The organism is Brevundimonas sp. (assembly GCF_032017145.1).
In the GTDB taxonomy this organism is placed as follows: domain Bacteria; phylum Pseudomonadota; class Alphaproteobacteria; order Caulobacterales; family Caulobacteraceae; genus Brevundimonas.
Genome location: NZ_DALZQC010000178.1, coordinates 1 through 3516, shown reverse-complemented (window position 1 = coordinate 3516; position 3516 = coordinate 1). Strand labels below are relative to the sequence as shown.

At 68.7% G+C, this 3516-nt stretch carries 6 protein-coding genes; 5 read left to right on the top strand and 1 reads right to left on the bottom strand.

What is annotated here, in order from left to right; genetic code table 11:
- Positions 1-51 precede the first annotated feature (51 nt).
- Positions 52-291, bottom strand: a complete 240-nt coding sequence (locus tag RTU05_RS17445; protein WP_292022363.1) for a hypothetical protein — start codon at positions 289-291, stop codon at positions 52-54.
- 174 nt (positions 292-465) lie between these two features.
- On the opposite strand from RTU05_RS17445, the gene RTU05_RS17440 reads away from it, so the two are divergent.
- From RTU05_RS17440 to RTU05_RS17420, 5 genes are all read left to right on the top strand, one after another.
- A complete protein-coding gene (locus tag RTU05_RS17440) occupies positions 466-864 on the top strand; it encodes a DUF6249 domain-containing protein (RefSeq protein WP_312599573.1) in 399 nt (132 codons plus the stop codon).
- A gap of 24 nt (positions 865-888) precedes the next feature.
- Positions 889-1443 (top strand): sigma-70 family RNA polymerase sigma factor, encoded by a 555-nt coding sequence (locus RTU05_RS17435; RefSeq protein ID WP_312599572.1) that lies wholly within the window; start codon positions 889-891, stop codon positions 1441-1443.
- A complete protein-coding gene (locus RTU05_RS17430) occupies positions 1433-1834 on the top strand; it encodes a hypothetical protein (RefSeq protein WP_312599571.1) in 402 nt (133 codons plus the stop codon). The genes RTU05_RS17435 and RTU05_RS17430 overlap by 11 nt, the downstream gene beginning before the upstream one ends.
- A 59-nt stretch (positions 1835-1893) precedes the next feature.
- Positions 1894-2730: a 3-methyl-2-oxobutanoate hydroxymethyltransferase gene (gene panB / locus RTU05_RS17425; protein ID WP_312599570.1), complete on the top strand. Its 837-nt coding sequence runs from the start codon at positions 1894-1896 to the stop codon at positions 2728-2730.
- 79 nt (positions 2731-2809) lie between these two features.
- On the top strand, positions 2810-3516 hold a 707-nt coding region (locus RTU05_RS17420; protein ID WP_312599569.1), incomplete at its 3' end, for a tetratricopeptide repeat protein.

Sequence of the window (3516 nt, the reverse complement as noted above, 5' to 3'; positions counted from 1 at the left end):
GGCGCGACCGCCGCGGCCGCCAGCAGGGTGCGGCGCGCGATCACGCGGCGATCAGCCCTCGACGTCCGTGCTGGGGCGGTCGTGGCCGTCGGCGCTTTCGGTGACCCATTCGCCGTTCGCCGTCTCGTATTCGATGGCGGCGGTCCGATCCGGAACCTTCTGTTCGCGGGCCGCGCGGACGGCGGCGGCCTTGGCCGCGTCGTGGCTGGCGAAGGTTTCGGAATAGGTTCCCCCGGACTGGTAGGCCCAGCCGCCGTCATGTTCGACGATGCGATAGGTGACGTGGGCCATGGCGTGCGCTCCTGCGGTTGATGGGCGGACCCTAGACCGAACCGGCGGCGGCGGAAACGGCGACCTTACGAAGATTTCACGTGAGGGGGCGCATCCGTGCGGGCATCCCGCAGCCTCTTGTCGTCAGAAGGCCGCCGCACCAGGCTGCTGCACAGGACCAAGGGGATATTCGCCATGGAAGACTTCGTTCCGATCTTCGCCATCTTCGCCGTGTTCGGCACCATCACCGCCATCGTCTTCGGCCCCAGCTATCTGAAGTATCGCGAGAAGCGGGACATGCAGGTGACGGTGCGCCAGGCGGTGGACAAGGGGCTGGAACTGCCGCCCGAGTTGCTGGACGCGATGACCAAAGACGTGGAGCGCAGCCTGCCGTCGCGCACCAAGGACATCCGCAAGGGGGTGCTGAGCCTGGCGGCGGGCGTCGGCATCGCGGGCTTCGGCATCGTGGTGGAGGGGGCGACCCACGTCTGGGGCGGCAACGGCGCCGGCGCCATGCTGGGCATCGCCTGTATTCCCGCGGCCATCGGCATCGCCTTCATCGTCCTGGGCTTCTTCAATCCGAACAAGGCGTGACGTCCGCCTGAAGGGGGAAGCGTAATGAGCAAATCTTTGCGTGACTTCCACGACGTCGAGCTGGCGGCCCAGGCGGCCGGCGGAGGACGGCGGGAGTATGGCGAACTGGTCCGGCGGCATGGCTCGGCGGTGCGCGGGCTGCTGCGCCGGATGGGGGCGGCGCCGTCTTTAGCCGACGACGTGGCGCAGGACGCCTTTCTGCAGGGCTTCCAGCGGTGTTCGGAGTTTCGGGGGCAGGGGACGTTCGCGGGCTGGATCAAGAAGATCGCCGCGCGCCTGTATCTGAAGCGTGTCGCCAAGGAGGCGCGCTACGTCGCCGAGGTGGAGGCCGATCAGGCCGAGGTCGTGGTGGATCGCGGCGGGCTGATGGACCTGGACGAGGCGTTGAAGGCGCTTAACGAAACCGAACGGATGTGCGTGTCCCTGTGCCACGGCGCGGGGATGTCCCACCCCGAAATCGCGGCAGCCCTGAATTTGCCGCTCGGAACGGTGAAATCCCATGTCAAACGTGGTCTGGATAAACTCCGCGCGCGGCTTTCGCCGGCGCAAGGCGACGGGAGGTCGGTGCATGTCGGCTGACGAATTCGATCCGGCGATCGAGCGGATGTTCGCGCAGAGCCCCCGCCTGGCCGACGAGGCGCTGTTTTCGGCCACCCTGCAGGCGCGGCTGGAGAAGCGGTCGCGCTGGCGCACGCTGGCCCTGACGGCGGCGGGACTGGTCGGGGGCGTGCTGGCGGTGCGCGAGGGGGTGAACATCAACTTCAGCGCCGAGGGCGACGCCACCCTGTCGCAAGGAATGCGCGCGGCGGCGGCGAGCGCCCAGGGCGCGGCGCAGAACGGGCTGGACGCCCTGGGGGTGGGCGGTCTGGACCTGAGCGGCAGTTCGGGGATGCTGGCCTTCTGGATCGTGGCCGGCGCCATGGTCGCGGTGCTGGCCGCGGGGGCCGCGCGGCTGTCGCAGGACGTCTGAAGGTGACTTCGGAGGCCCGGCGGCCTATCTGAACCTTGTTCAGACAGGAGGCCCGCCGCATGTCCATCCAGACCGAGGAGACCGTGAAGCGGATTTCCGTGCCCGATATCGCGGGGCGAAAGGACGGCGAGCCGATCGTCTGCCTGACCGCCTATGACGCGCCGATGGCGGCGATGCTGGATCCGCATTGCGACGTGCTGCTGGTCGGGGACAGCCTGGGGATGGCGGTGCACGGCCTGCCCAATACGGTGGGCGTGACGCTGGAGATGATGATCCTGCACGGCCAGGCGGTGGTGCGCGGAGCCAGGCGCGCCCTGGTGGTGGTGGACATGCCGTTCGGCTCCTACGAAGGCGGCAAGGAGGTCGCCTACGCCAATTGCGTGCGGGTGATGAAGGAGACCGGCGCCCAGGCGGTGAAGCTGGAAACCAGCGTCGAACTGGCCGAGATCGTCGCCTTTCTGGTCCAGCGCGGCATTCCGGTGATGGGCCACGTCGGCCTGCGACCCCAGGCGATCCTGGCCGAGGGCGGCTTCAAGGCCAAGGGCAAGACCGACGGCGAGCGCGAACGGGTGCTGGCCGAGGCGCGGGCGACCGCCGAGGCCGGGGCCTTCTGCATCGTCATCGAAGGGGTTGCGGAATCGCTCGCGCGCGAGATCACCGAAACGATCGACGTCCCCACCATCGGCATCGGCGCCTCGGCCGCCTGCGACGGTCAGGTGCTGGTGATCAACGACATGCTGGGGATGTTCGACTGGACGCCCCGGTTCGTGCGGAAGTACGCCGATCTGCGCGGCGAGATCGACCGGGCCGCCGCCGCGTTCGTCGCCGATGTGAAAACCCGCCGTTTTCCTGCCGAAGTCGAGACCTACTTCTCGAAAAAGCCGGCGTCGCAGTAACGGACGACGTTGCGGCTCATGCGCCGACCTTCTAGGGTCCGCGCCGGTTTGCATTTCGCGATTTTGGGGCGACGTTTCAGTGGTTGATGTCTTCGAGCAGGTCGAGGAGGAGCTTCGCTCCGACAAGTTGAAGCGCCTCGCCCGCACCTGGCTGCCGGTTTTCGGCGTCGTGCTGGTCGTCGCTCTGATCGGCGCCCTGGGCTGGTGGGGCTGGGACAGCCTGAACTCCGGCAAGGCCGCCAAGGCCGCCGAAGCCTATGATCGCGGCATGGAGGCCCTGCGCGCGGACAAGCCCATGGACGCCCGCGCCGCCTTCGAAGAGGCGGTCAAGGAAGGCAACGGCGCCTACAAGGTCCTGGCCCTGCAGCAGCAGGCCGGCCTGGCGGTGACCGCCAACAAGTTCCCCGACGCCGTTCGCCTGTTCGACGAGGCGTCCAAGGCGTCCAGCGATCCGATCCTGTCCGATCCGCCCGCGCTGAAGGCCGCCTTCCTGATCATGGACACCGCCCCCCTGGCCGAGATCGAGAAGCGGCTGGAGCCCCTGGCCGACGACAAGCGCCCGCTGCACGCCTTCGCCCAGGAAGCCCTGGCCCTGGCCCGTCTGCAGCACGGCAAGACCAAGGAGGCGCGCGAGACCTTCGTCCAGCTGCAGCTGGGCCAGGACGTGCCGGATTCGATCCGCCAGCGCGCCCAGATCGCGGTGGAAAGCATCGACGCGGGCACCGCCGGCGCGCTGCCCGGCATTATCCGCGACGCCGCCAAGGCCACGCCGCCCGCCGCCGGGGC

Coding starts and splice junctions, on each gene's coding strand:
- RTU05_RS17445 (WP_292022363.1), bottom strand. CDS start 291: ATGGCCCACGTCACCTATCGCATCGTCGAACATGACGGCGGCTGGGCC.
- RTU05_RS17440 (WP_312599573.1), top strand. CDS start 466: ATGGAAGACTTCGTTCCGATCTTCGCCATCTTCGCCGTGTTCGGCACC.
- RTU05_RS17435 (WP_312599572.1), top strand. CDS start 889: ATGAGCAAATCTTTGCGTGACTTCCACGACGTCGAGCTGGCGGCCCAG.
- RTU05_RS17430 (WP_312599571.1), top strand. CDS start 1,433: ATGTCGGCTGACGAATTCGATCCGGCGATCGAGCGGATGTTCGCGCAG.
- panB (WP_312599570.1), top strand. CDS start 1,894: ATGTCCATCCAGACCGAGGAGACCGTGAAGCGGATTTCCGTGCCCGAT.